We start from the raw sequence: 17,107 nt of genomic DNA on the forward strand, positions 1-17,107 counted from the left end.
CAGGCATCATTTTGCAATTACCCAGTGAAGTGTAATTTCTCTAATATCCCTCGTTCTTTTTTCTCCATGACTAATGCCTCCTCATCAGTGCAGTGTGAGTATCCCAGGATGTGCAGTATTCCGTGCACCAACATGTGCTTGAAGTGTTCCTCGAATTCGATCTGATATTCCAACGCCTCAATTAGTATCCTATCGAATGATAGTACTACTTCTCCTATTATCATTCCCATGCAATTAGCTTCGTTCGTGTAATTAAATGAGAGTACATTGGTAGCCGAATCTTTACCTCTGTAATTTCGATTTAGCGTCCTTATAAAATCGTCATCTGTCAGGACAATTGAAAACTCAGCTTTCTCTCCATCCAGGGTCTGTGAGATGACTGCCTCTAAAAGTTTTTTTGGATCCTTTGCAATTTTTCTTTTCCAACGCGGGTCCATAATACAGATATCTAGCATGCAGTACCGATAAAATGAATGTCATCAATATGACGCCAATAAGTTTTCTGAACCTATTTTTTGAGGAGATCTGCGATAGTCTTGCCTATTAATGCTGGCGTTTCAGCAATCACGATACCAGCGGCTTTCATTACTCTCATTTTGCTTTCTGCTGACTCATCACTATTGGAGACGATTGCGCCTGCATGTCCCATTCTTTTTCCTGGCGGCGCAGTGACCCCAGCGATGAAACCAACTGTTGGTTTCTTTACTTTAGATGCTTTGAGCATTTCAGCAGCTTTTTCTTCTGCTGAGCCACCAATTTCACCTATCATTACGATTGCCTCCGTTTCTGGATCATCGAGAAACATTTGGATGCAATCGATAAAGCTCAATCCATGCACAGAATCTCCACCTATACCGATGCAAGTAGACTGCCCTAGACCCATTTGAGTTGTCTGTGCGACTGCTTCGTAAGTGAGTGTGCCCGAGCGAGATACGATTCCGATTTTACCGCGTGTATGAATATATCCGGGCATTATCCCGATTTTGCATTCTCCAGGAGTTATGATTCCTGGACAGTTTGGTCCTATGAGTATACTGTGAGAATTTATTAATGCATTTTTCACGCGCATCATATCGTGTACCGGGATTCCTTCTGTGATACAGACTATGAGCTCAATCTCTGCATCGATTGCCTCGAGAATCGCATCTGCAGCAAAGGGTGCTGGTACATATATCACAGTTGCGTTTGCATCTGTCTCCTTTTTTGCATGGTAGACGGTGTCAAAGACTGGTAAACCTAGGTGTGTTGCTCCACCTTTTCCCGGTGTGACACCGCCGACCATCTTGGTACCGTATGCGATTGCTTGTTCAGAGTGAAAAGTACCCTGATGCCCTGTGAATCCCTGACAGATAACCTTTGTATTTTTGTTGACTAAAACTGACATTAGATACCCTTCCTTATTAGGTTTACGATTTTTTGTGCTGCATCACCCAATTCGGATGCGGTAGTGATGTTCAGCCCTGAGTTTTTTATAATTTCCATTCCGGCGGCATGATTGGTTCCAGAAAGCCGTACCACGAGTGGCAATGTCAACCCGACGTCTTTGGTTGCCGCGACTATACCCTCTGCGATAATATCACAGCGCATGATCCCACCAAAGATATTCACGAATATAGCTTTCACACACTTATCCGCGGATATTATTCTGAAAGCATTTGTGACTTGTTCAAGGTTCGCTCCACCTCCGACGTCCAAGAAATTCGCTGGACTGGAGCCGTAGTATTTGATGATATCCATTGTTGCCATCGCTAATCCTGCACCATTTACCATACAGCCTATTTCTCCTTCCATCTTGATGTAGTTCAGATTGTACTTTGATGCTTCGATCTCTTGTGGATCTTCTTCGTCTAGATCCCTAAGCACAAGGATATCGGGATGACGATACATGGCATTATCATCGAAGTTTATTTTTGCATCCAGTGCAATAAACTCTCCCTCATCATTTTCTATTAGCGGGTTTATCTCAATTTGAGATGCATCCTTGGCCACAAACAAAGTATATAACTTTTTCACTATAGGGGCTAATGCTTTGACTTGAGTAGCACTCAATCCAAGTTCGAATCCTATTTTTCTTACGTGGAAGTCAGATATACCAATACTCGGATCTACGAAAGTTTTCTTTATTTTCTCTGGATCCGATTTTGCGACCTCTTCGATTTCCATTCCACCTTCGGCTGAGGCTACGATCGCGATCTTCGAGCTGGCCCTATCTAGTACTATGCTGAGATAGTACTCCCTCATAATGGATTGCCCACCTTCGATGTACACCTTGCGCACTCTCTGTCCTGAAGGTGAAGTTTGATGTGTAACTAAGTTCATGCCCAGCATTCTTCTTGTGGTAGCTAGCGCCTCGTCTGCGGAACGGCTAATCGCGACTCCACCAGCCTTTCCTCTACCTCCAGCATGGATTTGAGCCTTCACAGCAAAGACGCTACCACCAAGTCGTTTGAGATTCTCTATAACCTCTTTATCCGCTGTATTTTCCGGAACTAGAAATCCAGCAGGCGTGGAAATGCCATAAGAACGCAGTATTTCCTTTGCTTGATATTCGTGAATGTTCATTTGCTAGTTATTTCGAAGAGTTTCTACGTGATTGAGTACTGTTTAGCACGTAAGGTTAATTCAGGCAACATGAGCTTCATTTGTTGTGGGATTTTCTTGAAGAATAATTGCTCCGCGGATTATACCGTGAATAGAGCAAGTAACCGCACTGATTCCTATGGGATCGTTTACTGGTTAGGTAGTAGAACCCATCTTTTTGGTGTTGGAAAATCGTAGGATGGACATCAACTGTGTTGTGTTTCTGTGACTCTCATAATACAATTACGGACGGTCTCTCAGATGGCGATGTAGCTCAGCTGGTTAGAGCGGCGGAATCATAATCCGTAGGTCGTGGGTTCGAGTCCCACTTTCGCTATCCTTTCTTCTATGGACGAGCACGAGTTCCTTTCGAAAATTATTTCTGAAATTGCCGAGCCTTCCTCTCTCTCTAACGACGCCTTCGTACTTGAAGATCTGGTGATTACCAAGGACCTACTTGTAGAAGGTATCCACTTTTTTCCAGATGCGCGACCCTTTGATTTAGCTAGGAAGGCATTGCGCGTTAATTTATCTGATCTAGCTTCCATGGGTTCTGAGCCACTTGGATATTTCCTGGGTTTAGCTCTCGGAGAAAAAAATAGGAGTCCAGAGTGGCTAAAGGAGTTCGCCGATGGCTTGCTTAGCGATCAGGGACATTATTCACTGAAATTGTTCGGTGGCGATACGACAATGCATTCTGGACCACTCGTTATAAGTATCACTATGGTTGGAAGAAGATCAGGACGCATATTGACTCGTTCTGGTGCAAAGATCGGCGATAAAGTATGTCTGAGTGGTGTCATAGGTGATGCTTACCTCGGGCTGCTTTCGTACAACGGTGAACTTGAGCCCAATACATATCTTCGAATGAAGTATGATCTGCCAGAGCCTCAAATAGATGTAGGGAAGAAAATCGCACCATTTGCTACCGCATGTATAGACATCTCGGATGGACTACTAAATGATGCTGAGCACATTGCCAGAAACTCAAATGTAATGCTTATCATATACTTGGAAAATATCCCTTTGTCCCGGAGTGCGAAAGAGATACTATCTGATAATCCAGAAATGCTTCGTGAGATGGTGACTGGTGGTGATGATTATCAATTACTTTTCACGGTAGCTAAAGACTCTCCATTGATTCACAGTTTTCCAGTGATAGGTGCCGTCTCAAGCGGAAAGGGAATAAAAGTTCTTGGAGCATCGAAGGAGGAGATATCTTTTGAAAGACTAGGTTTTACACATAAATGACATTGTTTAGCACTGCATGTGTTGAACAAAGAATCGTCTGAGCATAGTGTATAGTTTTTAGTGTGTTTCACTTAGGTATTTAGGATTTCTCCTGCAACGTGAGTTGGAAATGATAAAATTTTGCATTAGTGAGTCTTTTTTTTATTTGCTAGAACTGATATCATGGATCTTTCCGAAGATTGCTCTAAAGAGATGGAGACACAAGCGCGACGATTTGTGATTGCAAATTGGAAAATGAAGGGTAATCAGCAGTTGTGTGATACCTTTGTGAAGCGTTTTATTGATTTCTCGTTTAATCCAAGGGTTGCCGTTGTGATTGCGCCACCTGCGGTATACTTGTGGCATATGGGGAATTTAATTTCCACCACTGATCTTCCGCTCAGGCTGGGTGCTCAGGACTGCGCTGTAGGCGACAATGCTGCTAATACTGGTGATTTGAGTGCTAGAATGCTCAGGGAGGTTGGCTGTAGTTACGTGTTGGTTGGTCACTCTGAGCGAAGGTCTCTGCACTGTGAGTCGAATAAATTGATCGGGATGAAGGCTGGTAGTGCTTTACATAGCCGTGTCATGCCTGTTATATGCGTTGGACAGAGTACTCGAGAGATCCGCAGAGAGGAGCTGGTAAAGCAGTGTAGAGAGTCAATTCCCATCAATAGTCGAGACTTCATTGTTGCCTATGAGCCGGTCTACGCTATAGGAACCGGTCTTGTCCCTTCAGTTGAAGAAATATTAGAGGCTGTGCTCTTGATTAAAGATGCTGTCGGAGATCATATACCGATACTTTATGGAGGTTCTGTATCTTCGAGTAATTGTTCTGAGATATTGAGCGTCGAACATCTAGATGGCCTACTTGTTGGAGGTGCTAGTTTGGATGTCGACAACTTTATCAGAATCTGCGAGATTGCAGGATCTGTATAAGAAAGGAAATAATTTGCATTATTTGGCATTCGATACGGCTCATGTTACCCTCAGGGTGTCTTTGATTGCTTGTTTTTCATTTTGGAATTCATATGGAGAAATTCACATTGATCACCTTTTACCACTTTGTGGACCTGGAAAATTACGAAGATATGAAGGACGAATTGTTGGAATATTGTCTTCGTAATAACATAAGGGGGACTATCATATTGGCTGAGGAGGGTATTAATGCTTCGATCGCTGGCGAAAATTGGAGTATTCGTGGCTTCCTATCATTTATCCAGACAGATGATAGGTTCCGTGATCTGGAATGGAAAGAAAGTCTGGTTGATTTCCAGCCTTTCCAAGAGATGAAAGTCAGGCTCAAGAGGGAGGTAGTCGCTTTGGGTGATGCAGATCTTGAAAAGATGACGGGAGCTGAAGTTGGTGAATACGTTCAACCTGAAGACTGGGATGCCTTCATTGCCCGCGATGACGTGAAGACAATAGATACACGAAATCTCTACGAAACTAAAATTGGAAAATTTAAGTATTCCATAGATCCGGAAACGACTAACTTCAGGGAATTCAGAGATTGGGTGCAGAAGTGGATCAATGAAAATAACATCAGCATGGACCAAAAGGTGGCCATGTATTGTACTGGAGGTGTGAGGTGTGAGAAGTCGACGTCCTACATGAAGAAAATAGGATTTAAGAATGTCTTTCACCTGAAGGGGGGGATTTTGAACTATTTCATAAAAACCAGGAATAGAGGTGGTTCATGGCTTGGGAATTGTTTCGTGTTCGATGACAGGGTTGCGGTAAACGAAAATTTGAAACCAGTTGAACTTGAGTGTCTGGTATGCAATCGAGTTGTTGATACCGATGATTTGAAAAATATCCCTAGAGGAAAAGTTATGTGCTCAAAATGCTCTCATCAGGAAGCTGTTAATCAATAGCGCGCTGTCTCAGTACATTTATAGTTCGAATGGGGCCTCCTAAAGTTGATCGTATCTTTACACTGTAGGCTTGCTTGATTATCCACTCATGAATCTTTGTACTCTGCACACTCGAGTTTGCTAGTAGTGTGGTGGTAATTTTCATGGAATACACTTAAAATGCCTTGGCACACGTTGGTTTTTGGATGTATTAGGATAATGAAAATAGGGAAATGAGTTAAAGATGGATAGTTTGATTAAATTAAGCATCACTGAAATGCATGCCGCTCTCATGAGTGGCGAAGTATCATCGTGTGAACTCGTCGAAGCTCACCTCAGGCAGATAGAGCAACGAAACTCAGAGTCGAATGCCTTGATCCTTGTTACTCCAGAGGAGGCAAGAAGAAGGGCAAAACTTGCCGATGATCGCATCAAAAAAAGGGAAGATATCAATATGCTCACTGGTATACCATGCGTTATCAAGGACATGTATTGTACCAAGGGATTCAGGACCACTGCAGCTTCCAAAGCACTGAAAGATTTCGTGCCAACCTATGAGTCCACTGTAACCGACAAATTGATGGACGCTGGTGCTGTGATGCTTGGTAAGGCCAACATGGATGAATTTGCGATGGGTTCCGCTAACATTTACAGTTATTTCGGAGCAGTTAAAAATCCACTCAGGGGTAAGAAGACATCTGCTTTAGTTCCGGGTGGTTCATCAGGCGGTTCTGCTGCGGCCGTAGCAGAGCACTATGCGCCTTTCTCATTGGGTAGTGATACAGGAGGTTCTGTCAGACAACCGGCATCCTATTGTGGATTAGTAGGTCTCAGACCTACCTACGGGAGATGTTCCAGATGGGGAATGATTCCATTAGCAAATTCACTTGACCAGGCTGGCATCTTCACTAGAAATGTTGAGGATAATGCAGCAGTCTTCGAAGTGATTTCGGGATATGATCCTAAGGATTCTACATGCGCCAAGCTCGAACCTTTCAAGTATGATAAAAATCCTGATATACGTGGTATGAAAATCGGCATACCTAAAGAATGTAAGGTCGAAGGTCTGGATCCGCAAATAATAAGACTGTGGGAGGAAATAGCTGATAAATTAAGACAGCTCGGCGCCGAAATCACAGAAGTACGACTGCCATGTATGGAGTACTCCTTGATGGTCTATTACGTCATATGTTGCGCTGAAGTTTCCTCTAACCTATGTAGGTATGACGGTGTGAGATATTGCCCTAATCCAGCCATCAAGGCTGAAAGTATAGAGGAAATGTATGAGAAGTATCGCTCTGATGTCTTCGGTAAGGAGGTCAAACTCAGATTGCTCATGGGAACCCATATATTGTCCTCTAATGGATATTCAGACTACTACGCAAGCGCAAAGAAATTGCAAAATACTATAGTCCAACAGTACTCCGATATTTTCGAAAAGGTCGATATCATACTTAACCCGACCGCGCCGAGTGATGCTTTCCCGATCGATGGTAAATTAGAGCCTCTGGAAATGTATATGAATGATATCTTTACTGTTCCAACGAGCGTCGCAAAGTTGCCGAGTATCTCTGTTCCTGCTGGTTTGTCCAGTGACGACATGCCTCTGGGGATGCATTTCACTGCGAATTACTTCAGCGAAAACACTCTTCTCAATGTTGCACTGGCACTTCAGAATGCTTTGGCGAACTGATCTTTTATCCCTCAAAGGGTTTTTAATCTTGTACTTCCGGTAGCATTAAGCTATAATTTTGGCACTGCGGAAGTACTAGATGTTATGGCAAAAGCGAAAAAAAAAGGTGTCACTCTTTTTAAGTTGGTGAGTAGTGCTGATACCGGTTTCTTTTATCTTGTGTATCGTAATTTGAAAAATAAACAGGAGAAGTATTCATTCATGAAGTACGATCCTGTTATACGTAAGCACGTCCTTTTCAAAGAGGCTAAGTTAAGTAAATAAATTTATTGGCGGGGGCGTGACATGGCGGAAAAAAAGCGACGCCTGTTACCTTTTCTTTTGTTACTTCCCGCTTTCATGCTGTGTCTTGCATTCGCGTCCGTGCCTCTGTATAGCCTCTTCTGTAAGGCTACCGGTTATGCGGGTACTGTCAAAAGGGTCGAGCGCTCCTTTAACCTAGCTGTCGGTACTCGGGATATCACAGTGAGGTTCAATGCGGATGTGGATAAGGACTTACCGATAAGGTTTCGTGTCAAAGATGATCCGGTGATGGTCAAACCTGGTCAGAATGCTCTTGTGTTCTATACAGTCCAAAATCTCACGGACCAGCCAATTGAGGCGATTGCTGTATATAATGTCACTCCCTATAAGGCTGCTAAGTATTTTAATAAGGTTGCGTGCTTCTGCTTCGAAAGACAGGTACTACCACCAAATAAGACAATTGTGATGCCGGTCTCCTTTTTTATTGATCCCGAAATAGAAAAAGATCCCGAGATGAATGATATACGAACATTTACTTTGTCATATACTTTTTTCAGGTACACCGAGTATAACGCAAAATGGCTGAAATAAATTTTATATCACCTTGTGTATTTTGGGTAAAAATCTTTTTGATTTTTCCAGAGAGAAGCACAAGATATTGAGCTGGTCATTCGAAAAGACAATATGTTGTTCCGCGTCTTGCCTGGACATCCTAACTGGCTGTGTTTGCCGGAAATTTAGTAACTTGATATAATGAGGACGTCCTCTAAGTTTAAGATTCTGCGGACCTTGGATCCTTTAATATTACTATGAGCATTATTAATAATAGGTTTATAAGCGCGTTTTTAGATGCGTTCCCTGTTCCAAAAAAAAAGGTGTTCGAGCCAGTTAGAAACACAGATGCTTATTTAGATAATGATAGTCTTGGTATCAGTGCAGCTGGGTCAGTTGCTTCCGAAACTAAGATTTTCGATACGATAAATGTCAGTCCCGCTCCTGTACTGGATTCAAAATTAGTGGAAGGAAAGATCACCGATTGTGAGAAGTGGGAAAGAATCACAGGAAAGTTGCGTAAATTTTACGGAGAGAAAATCTATAGAAGTTGGTTGAAGTTCCTGACCTTCGTAAAAGTAGAGAACACACAGCTAGTTCTCTCTGTCCCAACAGGCTTCATCAGGGAATGGATTATGGTGAACTATTCCGATAACATACTCGAGTTCTTCCGAATCGAGGATCGAAGCGTCTCTTCTTTGGAGATATTGATCAGGGAGGAGAAGTATAAGGAAAATGGGAATAAGTCGCTTCAAGTAAATGCTCCGTCCGTGCACATCAAAAGTGATGAAGAGAGTGTTAACTCAAGCAATAAAAGTGGTCTCGCTGATAATCTGAGTAGTAGCTTGGATTGGAATAGAACGTTCGATAATTTTGTCGTTGGAAAACCGAATGAGCTTGCTTTTACTGCCTCCAAGCGCGTCGCTGAAGCTGCTGAGTTACCAATCCCGGGAAGTAATCCACTGTTTCTGTATGGGGGTGTAGGGCTCGGGAAAACTCATCTAATGCACGCGATTGTCTGGCATATAAAGGAACATTATAAGAATCGCAGGGTCATATACTTGTCAGCTGAGAAGTTCATGTATAAGTACATCACCGCGCTCAGGAACAAAGATATGATGTCTTTCAAGCAGATCTTTAGATCCGTCGATGTGCTAATGGTTGATGATGTGCAGTTCATCAGCGGTAAAGATAGCACTCAGGAGGAATTTTTTCATACCTTTAATGCGCTTATAGAGCAGAATAAACAACTCGTTATTTCTGCTGATAGATCGCCTAGTGATCTTCAAGGGGTCGAGGAGCGTATACAATCGCGTTTGTCCTGGGGACTCGTTGCAGATATCAATCATACAACGTTCGAATTGCGCGTTGGTATCTTAGAATCCAAGCTGGAACAAATGACATCCAGGGTTGTCGTGCCAAAAAAAGTCATTGAGTTTATGGCTAGGAATATTGTTTCGAATGTTCGCGAGTTGGAGGGTGCCCTCAATAAGGTCATTGCGCATGCTGATATCACTGGTAGCGTTATTACAGTTGATTCGACTAAGGACCTGCTAGCGGATATCCTCAGGACAAACAGCGTCGCTGTGACCTTGGATAACATTCTATTGAAGGTATCTGAGTACTTTAATATCAAAATTTCTGACCTTAAATCCCAGAGGAGAGTCAAGGACGTGTCATATGCTAGACAGGTCTGTATGTACCTCTCTAAGCTCTTGACGCAGAGAAGTCTCCTAGATATCGGGAAATTCCTTGGTGGGAGGGACCATGCCACAGTCATACATGCAGTGAAGAAAATAGAAGTATTGATCAAACATGATGTCCGAGTTGCCGAGGATATAAAGATTCTCACCAAGAGGCTGACATAAATTGCTTTATAATATTTCTCGGTTTATAAGGTAACGGTAGGGTATTGTGACGTCGTTTTTATAGTGAATCTTCGTGTAGCAGTTGTTGGCGCAACTGGCGTAATTGGTAAGGAGTTAGTCAAAATCCTTGTTGATAAGGGGTATAGAAAGGAAAATATCTCCTTTCTTGCTTCCAAAAATTCCGTTGGAACGCGGATTAGTTTTGGTGAAAATGAGTCGGTCATGATAAATGATGTGAATGAACATGATTTCTCCAAAGATAGAGTAGCCTTTTTTGTTGCAGGTTCGGGTATCTCTCGTAATCTTGGGAGATCTGTTGCTTCAATTGGATGTCTTGTGCTGGATGGTAGCTCCTGTTTTAGAATGGAAGAAGATGTTCCTCTGGTGATCCCTGAAGTGAATCCCCATGTGCTCAATGAATTGCCGGGTAGTAATATAATCGCTAGTCCGAACTGCTCTACTACCCAGATGTTGGTCGCATTGAAGCCTCTTCATAGCTTAGCTAAGCTATCCAGAATATGGGTGAGTACTTATCAGTCTGTCTCGGGTGTGGGCGAGTCCGGAATGGATGAGTTATACGAAAATACAAAAAGAAGGTTTGCGTTTACTCAGCAGGGATCCAATGTCTTTCCAAGAAATATAGAGTTCAACTGCATCCCTCAGATAGGTGAGTTCGATAAGTCTGGATTTTCCGACGAAGAATTAAAGCTGATAAATGAGACACAAAAAATTTTAGAAGATAAATCCATAGAGGTGTTCCCTACTTGTGTTAGGGTTCCTGTTTTCGTTGGACACGCGGAGAGCATCACTGTTGAGTTAAAAGAGGACGTGTACGAAGAAGATGTGTACGAAATTCTCTCAGATGCCGAAGGTGTCGTGTTTTCTAGGAATCAGTACAAGTGTCAACCCGAAGTAGTCGGGTATGACGATGTTTTTGTTTCACGAATTAGATTTCATTCTCCACGAATGATTTCCATGTGGGTCGTTGCTGATAATTTGAGAAAGGGTGGTGCTCTCAACCTTGTTCAGATTCTAGATCTTCTTCCTAGAGGATCTGACCTGAACAATAGGAATGGTTCTGTATTATAGTACTACGGCTCCCGTATATGCGCCTGTAGTTACTCTAGCTCCAAGGGGAAAGTGCAGTCCACAGTCCCTCCTGATAAACGATCTTGAGGGGTAATGCTTTGTTGAATGTCCTCAAGCGTATTTTTACCAGGAATCCAAGCTTTTTCAGTTAAATTAGTCTTCTTTCCGGATTGATATCCTGGTGGCGCTATGCAATTTGATGGATCTATATTCTGCATCCTTTCCAGTTTGCATAGGTAAAATGAGAGGAACGGCATTCCGGCAAGTACACAAGTTATTGCAATAATTTCTGATATGTGTTGCTTTGCGGGGGTCATGTGATCACTCATCCAGTCGCAGAAGAAGGTGATACAAAGAACGATTAATCCTCCTATGTGTACTTTCACTATGAACGATAGCTCCTTGAAGGAAGGTAATTTGTCTGAAACCTGGAGGTTCTTCTGATATGTAATCATCCTTGGCACGTTAGTGCTTGCTAGATCAATCTTTGTATTCAGGTCAGAGTCCCTTTTTACTCCCTTGATGAGTAATTTTGATAACCCAAAAGTAAAATGCAGTAACGTTATCAGGATTAAAGAGTCTTTTATGAAACTGAAGATTCCATATTCACAATCATTGCCTCTGATAAGTTTTGCATTTACTGCACCACAGTAATACACTACTGTTGCTACTTGCATTAGTATCAGTAGCAATGCGATTCCATTACTAATATTGCGTACTGCTAGTAGTGCTCTCCTTCTTTCTTCGCGATCTAAATCCGTGATAGGGGCAAATCTCAGAAGAAGAAGTCTATCTGCGTTTAGTTTCATTGATCTCGCAAGAATGAGGAAAAATTTAGAATATTCAAAGTTCCAATACCGAGCGCTAGGAATGATCTCCAATTATAAGGCAGATACTTTTATTTCTGAGTAAATATCCCGAGTAGTTCATAAAATCTAAATTCTAGGAGTTGATCTAGGAAGAATTCCTTAAGATTGTGTGTAGAATTTAAACATTGCTATAGCAGCAGCACTAGAAACATTAATACTATCAAAACTTTCACAAGCATGCATTGGGATAGCGAGTACCTGATCACATCTGGATTTGAGTATTGGGGATACACCTTTCCCTTCTGATCCAAGGATAAATACTGTTTTATCAGGTAATACCTCATTAGTGATCTTGGATTGTGTATCTCCATCCAATGCGTAACAGAAGTAGCCACTATCTTGTAGGGTCTTTATTGCATTTCCGAGATTACTGACACTGCATATGGGAATACTTTCGAATGCACCGCTGGCAGCTTTTGCAATGATTGAAGTTTCATCCGGTGAATGTCTTTCTCTCATAATGAGGAAATCTACACCAAATGCCTTGCTCGATCTTATTATATTCCCAACATTGAATGGATCAGTGATGTTATCCAATATGATCACCAACGAACGCTTCCTTGTTACGTGAAGAACTTCCTTTAAATCAGGTTGGGTGAGTTTTTCAGCGACTACTGCAATTCCTTGATGTAGCGCATCTTTGCCGCAGATTTTTGCGATGCGGCGATTATCGCAAAATGAAATATTCTTCATTGCGGATGGATTCAATAGTTGACAGTATTCTTTTCTTCTTTCTGTTGAGATGAAAAGTGAAAATATACGTCTATTAGGGTTATTCGCTGCTGCAATTGCTGCATGTTTTCCGAATATTACGATTCTTTCCTGTTGCACTTGTTCGTTAGAGTGTTTAGAATTGACAACGACTGATTGTAGCAAGAAAAGTTTTCGCGTAACAGTTTTTTATTGGGAGGGATGGCTGAGTGGTCAAAAGCAGCAGACTGTAAATCTGCCGACGTGAGTCTACGTAGGTTCAAATCCTTCTCCCTCCAGTAGTTTTGTGCGGGTGTAATTCAATGGTAGAATATCAGCCTTCCAAGCTGGTTGTGTGGGTTCGATTCCCATCATCCGCTCTTCATTCCTGTTTTTTGTTGGGTCTGTTTTATCGTTTTAGAGGCTTTTGGCTCTTCCAATTGTTGCGGTTTTGGGTAGAATGTATTTGTATGAAGAAAATTAGGATAAAACTCAGGTCGTTCGATAGCGGTATCCTGCATCGCTCGGCTAAGGAAATTGTCATGGCAGCCAAGCGCAATGGAGCGTTGGTTTCAGGGCCGATACCTTTGCCTACTAGGATGAGTCGCTACACAGTGAATAGGTCTCCTCACGTCGATAAGAAATCCCGTGAGCAGTTTCAGCTTGGTGTGTATAAATGTCTACTGGAACTTTCTAGTTTCAATGCTCACCTTCTGAGTACTTTCACTAATTTCCAATTGCCTGCTGGTGTCGATGTGAGTGTTGAGGTCAGGGATGAGTAGGGTTGGTTTGTTATTGAAAAAAGTAGGCTGCACTTCCGTATATGACGATAAGTGTGCCGTTGTTCCGATTACCCTTTTGAAGTTGGAGGAGAATGTTGTTCTTTCGAATGAGGATAAAGGGGATTCCGTGGTTGTGAAGCTTTCCTTTGGTAGAAAGAAACTGAAGAAGCCACAAGCTGGGTATTTTAAGAAGCTTGGCCTCGATGGCGGTGGGAGGATAGTTGAATTTCGCACTTCGCGTAAATTCGCTCCGGAGCCGCTTAAGTCGCTTACCGTTGAGCATTTTCGTCCTGGCCAGTACGTAGATGTTGTAGGTACTAGTATAGGTAAGGGTTTCGCTGGGGTGATGAAGAGACATAATTTTGCTGGACTCCGAGCTTCCCATGGTGTCTCGATTTCTCACAGGTCTGGTGGTTCTACCGGGCAGTGCCAGGATCCTGGGAAAGTTTTTAAGGGCAAAAAGATGGCTGGTCATATGGGTGCCGCGCGTGTTACCATTCAGAATCTGTTTGTGCAACTCGTGGATGTCGAAAGTGGCCTCATAGGGGTTCGTGGGAGCGTTCCCGGTTGTAAGAACTCCTATGTTTTATTGAAAGATGCTTTGAAGAAAGGTTTATTTGTGTGATGAGTAGCGTAGAAATAGGGGTGCTAGATTTTCAGACATCCGGCGTTTCAGAAACCGTGAAGGTGGGCTCTGCTCTTTTTGAGGCACCCTTTCGTCCTGATCTGATGAGTCAAGTGATAAATTGGCAGCTTGCTAAGAGGCGTGCCGGAACTCATAAGACCAAGGGTATCTCGGAGGTCAGTGGTACTACTAGGAAGCCGTACCGACAGAAGGGTACGGGAAGAGCTAGGCAGGGTAGTTTGCGTTCTCCTCAGTTTCGTACCGGGGGCGTGATATTTGGACCAGTCGTCAGGCAGCATGGCTTTTCTGTGAATAAAAAAGTAAGAAATCTTGCTCTGCGCTCGGCTCTGTCTCTGAGATTCTCTGAGGGTCGGCTGTTCGCTCTGAGGGATTCTAATTTTCCTGAGCCTAAGGCTTCAGAGTTGGCGCAGTGGGTCAGCGCTCATGCTGAGCTGGCACGTGGAAAGAAACTTTTAATAGTCATTGATCAAAGGAATGATGCGCTTCTCAGGGCTGCATCAAATCTTCATTGGGTCAAGGTTCTGTGGGCTTCCTCTGCTAATGTATATGATCTTGTTTTGTCGGATTTTGTGTTGCTTGAGAAAGCTTCTATCGATGTGTTGCTTGAGAGGTTATCGCAATGAAGTGTATTAGCAGCCCTATCGGGCCCTTTGTTCTAACTGAGAAGTCTTGTATATTGAAAGATTCTTTTGGAAAGATTTCATTCTTCGCTCCTGTCTCCGTAGATAAAAAGCAGATTCGGTCTGTTTTTGTGGAAAGGTTCAGGGAATTGAAGGTGCTTGCTATAAATTCTATTGTGGTTAAAGGCAAATTCAAGCGTTTTAAGGGGAAATTTGGTAGACGCTCTGATAGGAAGAAGTTTGTTCTGACTGTTGAGGGTGGCGCTGGACTTGATTTGGATAAGTTATGAAGGAATTATGGCAGTAAAAGATTTGAAACCTTTCAATTCGTCCTCTAGAGGAGCAGTGCTGATTGACTACTCTACCCTCTGGAAGGGCGCTCCCGAAAAGAGTTTGTTACTACCTAAAAAGTCTCATGCTGGTAGGAATAATGCGGGGCGTATTACTGTTCGACATAAAGGTGGAAGGCATAAAGTACGCTATCGCCTAGTGGATTTTAGGCGTTTGTCCGGGAGTAGTGCTTCGCCTTTTTCTAAAGCGATTGTAGAGCGCGTGGAGTATGATCCGAATAGAACGGCCTTCATTGCACTTATAAGAGGCGTTGAGGATGGCGTACTTTCATATATCATAGCGCCTGAGAAAGTGAAAAAGGGTGATGTCATTTCAGCTGGCTTGCAGGATGATGTGTCACCTGGTTCCTGTATGAAGTTGGAAAAGGTGCCTTTGGGTGCTATGGTCCATAACATCGAACTTAAACCCGGCGCCGGTGGACAGATTGCTCGTTCTGCTGGTGTTTCCGCATGTGTCGTTGCACGCGATGGCAATTATACTCTCGTTACTCTCCCCTCCGGAGAAAAACGATTGATTCTCTCAGCTTGTCATGCTACGATTGGCGTCGTCTCAAATTCAGATAAAAAAAACGTAAAGTTGGGAAAAGCTGGGCGATCACGATGGCTAGGTATCAGGCCTTCCGTAAGGGGCGTCGCAATGAACCCTGTAGATCATCCTCTCGGTGGAGGGTCTGGAAAAACATCTGGAGGTCGTCATCCTGTGAGTCCCTGGGGATTTCCTACCAAGGGCAAGAAAACTAGGAATCCTAACAAACTGAGCTCGAAGTTTATAAAATCAAAAAAGAGGTAATGTATCTTTATGCCTAGATCTGTTTGGAAAGGTCCGTTTTGTGATAATTATGTTATTAAACTTGCCAGGAGAGCTAAGGGTAATCCACATGCTATGATCAAGATAAGATCTAGGCGCTCGGTCATTCTTCCTGCTTTCGTCGGATGTACATTCGGTGTCTATAATGGAAAGGCTTTTGTGCCAGTTAAGGTTAATGAAAATATGGTGGGCCACAAATTCGGTGAGTTTTCCCCAACCAGAACATTTAACGGTCACAGCGGCGATAAAAAGGTTGGTAAAAAATGAGGGCTACGTACAAAAATATAAAGTCTAGCGTGCAAAAGATAAACTTAGTCGCTGATTTGATTCGCGGGAAAAGTGTCAGTCTTGCGAGATCTAGACTCTTGTTTTCGAAAAAGGTTGCTGCGAGAGCAATTTCTAAGGTGCTCATGTCGTCCGTCTCAAATGCACAGAACAATTTTAGCGTCGATCCAGATGTATTGTATATTAAAGAGATTTCTGTTGGTAAAGGGATGTCTCTAAAGAGATTTTCGGCTAGAGCCAGAGGTAGGTCTGCTTCTGTGAGAAAGCATTATTCGAACGTATCTATATTGCTGGGAGTTTTGGATGGGTCAAAAGGTTAATCCAGTCGGATTTCGTCTGTGTGTTCATGATCTGCATGATTCGGTTTGGTATGCTAAGTCTTCCGATTATGCGAAGACTGTCGCTGAGGATTGTGCGATCACCAGGTATTTCAGTACTGAATTTGCACATGTCGGTGTGTCTAGAGTGCTGATTAAAAGGAAGGGGTCGGTATGTGATGTGACTCTTCATTGTGCAAAGCCTGGTTTGATGATCGGCAAGAAGGGCGCGGATCTCGAGATATTAAAATCCAAGCTAGCTAAGAAATTTGGGTTTGTACCTAATTTGAATGTAGTCGAAGTCAAGAAGCCTAATAGCAGTGCTGTGTTGATCGCAAAAAATATTGCTTTCCAGTTAGAGAAACGTTCTTCGTTCAGGAGGGTTATAAAGAAAGCAATTGCTACTGTAATGAGGGAAAGCGATGTGAGAGGTATAAAGGTTGCTTGTTCCGGCAGGCTTTCAGGCGCTGAGATTGCTAGAACTGAAGTTTTTAAGGAGGGCTCTGTTCCTCTGCACACTTTGCGCGCCGATATTGATTACTGGATTGCTGAAGCTAATACTAGTTATGGCGTAATCGGTGTCAAGGTGTGGATCTACAGAGGCGATGTGTTTAGAGTGTAGGGTTGTT

The 17,107-nt window shown here is 42.9% G+C and carries 21 protein-coding genes and 3 tRNA genes; 19 read left to right on the forward strand and 5 right to left on the reverse strand.

Going from position 1 to position 17,107, the window contains the following annotated elements; all coding sequences use genetic code 11:
* Positions 1-17: 17 nt before the first annotated feature.
* From ybeY to sucC, 3 genes are all read right to left on the reverse strand, one after another.
* Positions 18-437, reverse strand: coding sequence for an rRNA maturation RNase YbeY (gene ybeY, locus NHE_RS00990; RefSeq protein WP_232215011.1), 420 nt, complete (start codon positions 435-437; stop codon positions 18-20).
* 71 nt (positions 438-508) lie between these two features.
* Positions 509-1,384, reverse strand: a complete 876-nt coding sequence (gene sucD / locus NHE_RS00995) for a succinate--CoA ligase subunit alpha (RefSeq protein WP_038559016.1) — start codon at positions 1,382-1,384, stop codon at positions 509-511.
* Positions 1,384-2,562: an ADP-forming succinate--CoA ligase subunit beta gene (gene sucC, locus NHE_RS01000; protein ID WP_038559019.1), complete on the reverse strand. Its 1,179-nt coding sequence runs from the start codon at positions 2,560-2,562 to the stop codon at positions 1,384-1,386. The genes sucD and sucC overlap by 1 nt, the downstream gene beginning before the upstream one ends.
* Before the next feature lie 281 nt (positions 2,563-2,843).
* On the opposite strand from sucC, the gene NHE_RS01005 reads away from it, so the two are divergent.
* The 9 genes from NHE_RS01005 (at position 2,844) to NHE_RS01045 (ending at position 11,111) form a co-directional block, all read left to right on the forward strand.
* Positions 2,844-2,917: transfer RNA gene (locus NHE_RS01005), tRNA-Met, on the forward strand.
* Between the two features lie 11 nt (positions 2,918-2,928).
* Positions 2,929-3,831 (forward strand): thiamine-phosphate kinase, encoded by a 903-nt coding sequence (gene thiL / locus NHE_RS04245; protein WP_232215012.1) that lies wholly within the window; start codon positions 2,929-2,931, stop codon positions 3,829-3,831.
* Between the two features lie 192 nt (positions 3,832-4,023).
* The gene (tpiA, locus tag NHE_RS01015) at positions 4,024-4,749 is read left to right on the forward strand and encodes a triose-phosphate isomerase (protein ID WP_038560417.1); all 726 of its coding nucleotides are present in this window, start codon (positions 4,024-4,026) and stop codon (positions 4,747-4,749) included.
* A gap of 92 nt (positions 4,750-4,841) precedes the next feature.
* Complete coding sequence (gene trhO, locus NHE_RS01020; RefSeq protein WP_038559024.1) at positions 4,842-5,687, forward strand: oxygen-dependent tRNA uridine(34) hydroxylase TrhO; 846 nt, start codon at positions 4,842-4,844, stop codon at positions 5,685-5,687.
* Between the two features lie 223 nt (positions 5,688-5,910).
* Entirely contained in the window at positions 5,911-7,359 is a 1,449-nt protein-coding gene (gene gatA / locus NHE_RS01025; RefSeq protein WP_038559027.1) for an Asp-tRNA(Asn)/Glu-tRNA(Gln) amidotransferase subunit GatA, read from the forward strand.
* A gap of 84 nt (positions 7,360-7,443) precedes the next feature.
* Positions 7,444-7,623, forward strand: a complete 180-nt coding sequence (gene rpmG, locus NHE_RS01030) for a 50S ribosomal protein L33 (protein ID WP_038559029.1) — start codon at positions 7,444-7,446, stop codon at positions 7,621-7,623.
* A 21-nt stretch (positions 7,624-7,644) separates the two neighbouring features.
* Positions 7,645-8,193 carry a cytochrome c oxidase assembly protein gene (locus NHE_RS01035; RefSeq protein WP_038559031.1) on the forward strand — a complete coding sequence of 183 codons (549 nt, stop codon included), beginning with the start codon at positions 7,645-7,647 and terminating at the stop codon, positions 8,191-8,193.
* Between the two features lie 218 nt (positions 8,194-8,411).
* Positions 8,412-10,022: a chromosomal replication initiator protein DnaA gene (dnaA, locus tag NHE_RS01040; RefSeq protein ID WP_156927340.1), complete on the forward strand. Its 1,611-nt coding sequence runs from the start codon at positions 8,412-8,414 to the stop codon at positions 10,020-10,022.
* Positions 10,023-10,085: 63 nt separating this feature from the next.
* Positions 10,086-11,111 (forward strand): aspartate-semialdehyde dehydrogenase, encoded by a 1,026-nt coding sequence (locus tag NHE_RS01045; RefSeq protein WP_084473244.1) that lies wholly within the window; start codon positions 10,086-10,088, stop codon positions 11,109-11,111.
* Positions 11,112-11,140: 29 nt separating this feature from the next.
* On the opposite strand, the gene NHE_RS01050 is transcribed toward NHE_RS01045, so the two are convergent.
* Both NHE_RS01050 and rlmB read right to left on the reverse strand, forming a co-directional pair.
* Positions 11,141-11,920 carry a hypothetical protein gene (locus NHE_RS01050; protein WP_038559034.1) on the reverse strand — a complete coding sequence of 260 codons (780 nt, stop codon included), beginning with the start codon at positions 11,918-11,920 and terminating at the stop codon, positions 11,141-11,143.
* A gap of 159 nt (positions 11,921-12,079) precedes the next feature.
* On the reverse strand, positions 12,080-12,811 hold the full coding sequence (gene rlmB, locus NHE_RS01055) for a 23S rRNA (guanosine(2251)-2'-O)-methyltransferase RlmB (RefSeq protein ID WP_038559036.1): 732 nt from the start codon (positions 12,809-12,811) through the stop codon (positions 12,080-12,082).
* A gap of 75 nt (positions 12,812-12,886) precedes the next feature.
* Between rlmB and NHE_RS01060 the strand changes: the two genes are divergently transcribed.
* The 10 genes from NHE_RS01060 (at position 12,887) to rpsC (ending at position 17,100) form a co-directional block, all read left to right on the forward strand.
* Positions 12,887-12,969: transfer RNA gene (locus tag NHE_RS01060), tRNA-Tyr, on the forward strand.
* Positions 12,970-12,979: 10 nt separating this feature from the next.
* Positions 12,980-13,050, forward strand: a tRNA-Gly gene (locus tag NHE_RS01065).
* Positions 13,051-13,140: 90 nt separating this feature from the next.
* Entirely contained in the window at positions 13,141-13,452 is a 312-nt protein-coding gene (gene rpsJ, locus NHE_RS01070; protein ID WP_038559039.1) for a 30S ribosomal protein S10, read from the forward strand.
* Positions 13,445-14,077 carry a 50S ribosomal protein L3 gene (gene rplC, locus NHE_RS01075; RefSeq protein ID WP_038559040.1) on the forward strand — a complete coding sequence of 211 codons (633 nt, stop codon included), beginning with the start codon at positions 13,445-13,447 and terminating at the stop codon, positions 14,075-14,077. Before rpsJ ends, rplC begins: the two co-directional genes overlap by 8 nt.
* Positions 14,077-14,721 carry a 50S ribosomal protein L4 gene (rplD, locus tag NHE_RS01080; protein ID WP_038559043.1) on the forward strand — a complete coding sequence of 215 codons (645 nt, stop codon included), beginning with the start codon at positions 14,077-14,079 and terminating at the stop codon, positions 14,719-14,721. Before rplC ends, rplD begins: the two co-directional genes overlap by 1 nt.
* Positions 14,718-15,008: a 50S ribosomal protein L23 gene (rplW, locus tag NHE_RS01085; RefSeq protein WP_038559045.1), complete on the forward strand. Its 291-nt coding sequence runs from the start codon at positions 14,718-14,720 to the stop codon at positions 15,006-15,008. Before rplD ends, rplW begins: the two co-directional genes overlap by 4 nt.
* Before the next feature lie 7 nt (positions 15,009-15,015).
* Positions 15,016-15,858 carry a 50S ribosomal protein L2 gene (gene rplB / locus NHE_RS01090; protein WP_038559048.1) on the forward strand — a complete coding sequence of 281 codons (843 nt, stop codon included), beginning with the start codon at positions 15,016-15,018 and terminating at the stop codon, positions 15,856-15,858.
* A gap of 9 nt (positions 15,859-15,867) precedes the next feature.
* Positions 15,868-16,143 carry a 30S ribosomal protein S19 gene (rpsS, locus tag NHE_RS01095; RefSeq protein WP_038559051.1) on the forward strand — a complete coding sequence of 92 codons (276 nt, stop codon included), beginning with the start codon at positions 15,868-15,870 and terminating at the stop codon, positions 16,141-16,143.
* Positions 16,140-16,481 (forward strand): 50S ribosomal protein L22, encoded by a 342-nt coding sequence (gene rplV / locus NHE_RS01100; protein ID WP_038559054.1) that lies wholly within the window; start codon positions 16,140-16,142, stop codon positions 16,479-16,481. Before rpsS ends, rplV begins: the two co-directional genes overlap by 4 nt.
* Positions 16,465-17,100, forward strand: coding sequence for a 30S ribosomal protein S3 (rpsC, locus tag NHE_RS01105; protein ID WP_038559057.1), 636 nt, complete (start codon positions 16,465-16,467; stop codon positions 17,098-17,100). The genes rplV and rpsC overlap by 17 nt, the downstream gene beginning before the upstream one ends.
* Positions 17,101-17,107: the final 7 nt, after the last annotated feature.

The organism is Neorickettsia helminthoeca str. Oregon (assembly GCF_000632985.1).
GTDB lineage: Bacteria > Pseudomonadota > Alphaproteobacteria > Rickettsiales > Anaplasmataceae > Neorickettsia > Neorickettsia helminthoeca.

Bases quoted from the DNA above. Each gene is read 5' to 3' on its own strand.
- dnaA (WP_156927340.1), top strand. From the start codon at position 8,412: ATGAGCATTATTAATAATAGGTTTATAAGCGCGTTTTTAGATGCGTTC.
- rplB (WP_038559048.1), top strand. From the start codon at position 15,016: ATGGCAGTAAAAGATTTGAAACCTTTCAATTCGTCCTCTAGAGGAGCA.
- gatA (WP_038559027.1), top strand. From the start codon at position 5,911: ATGGATAGTTTGATTAAATTAAGCATCACTGAAATGCATGCCGCTCTC.
- NHE_RS01050 (WP_038559034.1), bottom strand. From the start codon at position 11,920: ATGAAACTAAACGCAGATAGACTTCTTCTTCTGAGATTTGCCCCTATC.
- rplV (WP_038559054.1), top strand. From the start codon at position 16,140: ATGAGGGCTACGTACAAAAATATAAAGTCTAGCGTGCAAAAGATAAAC.
- NHE_RS01035 (WP_038559031.1), top strand. From the start codon at position 7,645: ATGGCGGAAAAAAAGCGACGCCTGTTACCTTTTCTTTTGTTACTTCCC.
- sucD (WP_038559016.1), bottom strand. From the start codon at position 1,384: ATGTCAGTTTTAGTCAACAAAAATACAAAGGTTATCTGTCAGGGATTC.
- rpsC (WP_038559057.1), top strand. From the start codon at position 16,465: ATGGGTCAAAAGGTTAATCCAGTCGGATTTCGTCTGTGTGTTCATGAT.
- rplC (WP_038559040.1), top strand. From the start codon at position 13,445: ATGAGTAGGGTTGGTTTGTTATTGAAAAAAGTAGGCTGCACTTCCGTA.
- rpmG (WP_038559029.1), top strand. From the start codon at position 7,444: ATGGCAAAAGCGAAAAAAAAAGGTGTCACTCTTTTTAAGTTGGTGAGT.
- rpsJ (WP_038559039.1), top strand. From the start codon at position 13,141: ATGAAGAAAATTAGGATAAAACTCAGGTCGTTCGATAGCGGTATCCTG.
- rplD (WP_038559043.1), top strand. From the start codon at position 14,077: ATGAGTAGCGTAGAAATAGGGGTGCTAGATTTTCAGACATCCGGCGTT.
- sucC (WP_038559019.1), bottom strand. From the start codon at position 2,562: ATGAACATTCACGAATATCAAGCAAAGGAAATACTGCGTTCTTATGGC.
- trhO (WP_038559024.1), top strand. From the start codon at position 4,842: ATGGAGAAATTCACATTGATCACCTTTTACCACTTTGTGGACCTGGAA.
- tpiA (WP_038560417.1), top strand. From the start codon at position 4,024: ATGGAGACACAAGCGCGACGATTTGTGATTGCAAATTGGAAAATGAAG.
- thiL (WP_232215012.1), top strand. From the start codon at position 2,929: ATGGACGAGCACGAGTTCCTTTCGAAAATTATTTCTGAAATTGCCGAG.
- rpsS (WP_038559051.1), top strand. From the start codon at position 15,868: ATGCCTAGATCTGTTTGGAAAGGTCCGTTTTGTGATAATTATGTTATT.
- ybeY (WP_232215011.1), bottom strand. From the start codon at position 437: ATGGACCCGCGTTGGAAAAGAAAAATTGCAAAGGATCCAAAAAAACTT.
- rplW (WP_038559045.1), top strand. From the start codon at position 14,718: ATGAAGTGTATTAGCAGCCCTATCGGGCCCTTTGTTCTAACTGAGAAG.